The sequence below is a fragment of the Variovorax sp. 01T439_2 genome, from assembly GCF_056398445.1.
In genome coordinates this window covers 1-1,008 of the sequence record NZ_JBFTPJ010001362.1, presented here as the reverse complement: position 1 = coordinate 1,008, position 1,008 = coordinate 1, and the positions used below count along the sequence as shown (strand labels likewise).

1 protein-coding gene is annotated in these 1,008 nt (G+C 57.3%); it reads left to right on the top strand.

Annotated features, from left to right (window positions below):
* The first annotated feature begins 448 nt into the window (after positions 1–448).
* A complete protein-coding gene (locus AC1DOC_RS34980) occupies positions 449–856 on the top strand; it encodes a hypothetical protein (protein WP_412512265.1) in 408 nt (135 codons plus the stop codon).
* The last annotated feature ends 152 nt before the right edge of the window (positions 857–1,008 follow it).

The window sequence follows — 1,008 nt, the reverse complement described above, 5'->3', positions numbered from 1 at the left end:
ATCTCGAATATTAGGCCATCAAGAACTCGCATTCAGGTTCAACCGTAGAGTGATCCGGGCTATTCGAGACCCCTTTTGGCTTGAGGCTGACGGTCTACCCTATTTTTCCATGCAGTCGTAAGTTGCGGTGACTCCCTTTAGGAGCGGCGGAAACTTGCCAACAAAGCCTCGCCTGATAGCCTCCCCGAAACCAACCGGTTCTTCCCTCCTCCTTCATGGAGGACAGCGCCGACGCTTCGCACTGGCAGGAGCTTGAGACGGGAGGACGGGGCATGCGGCGTATGGCTCGACGCTTTGCGAAGGAGGCCGCAACATTCTTGCGAGCGGCACCGCGACATCAAGCCGAGCGAATGGCAGTCCACTTCAATTTTCGATAGGCCCTTCGGATTTGCTGAGGCGGAGGTCGGATCGCGCGTACAGCCTCCCCGTCGGCACGGAGCAGCAATCCGTGACTTTGTTTGCAGAATTGGTTTTAAGTAATAAGCACTTGCGGCGGCAAGGTGTACTTGAAGCTACATTTTGTAAACCAAAAAAGGGCCGGCATTTTTGGCAGAGCAAGCGCCGGCAATCGGAGAATCGAATGCCGCTCTTGTTCTTGATGAGGCTGCAGCAGGTGCAGCTTCCGGTTCGGGTTGCTGACCCGGATGAAGTTCGGTACGTCTCGGTGCTTTTGGCCACAGGCCTGATCGAAGCCGAGATCAACGCTCTCGGGTCGAGCGCGCGATACGCCGCATCACAGGTGGCAACGGTGATCCGCATCACGGAAGACGGCCTTGCCGAGATCGCGAAGATGGGCGACGTTCCCGAATTCGTGAAGACTTCCATGCGATTCGCCCGAGGGTTGCGTTTAATGTGACCGGAGATGCTTCGGCTGCTGCTTAGCCCATCTTTGGCAGCCAAGCGCCGAAGTCGAGGACTGAGCCGCTCTTTTTCTTGGCCTTCGCCGGCCCGGGCTCGTCCTCGTGTGGCCCAACACCAAGAGCGTCGACCATCTTCTGCAACTCGAGC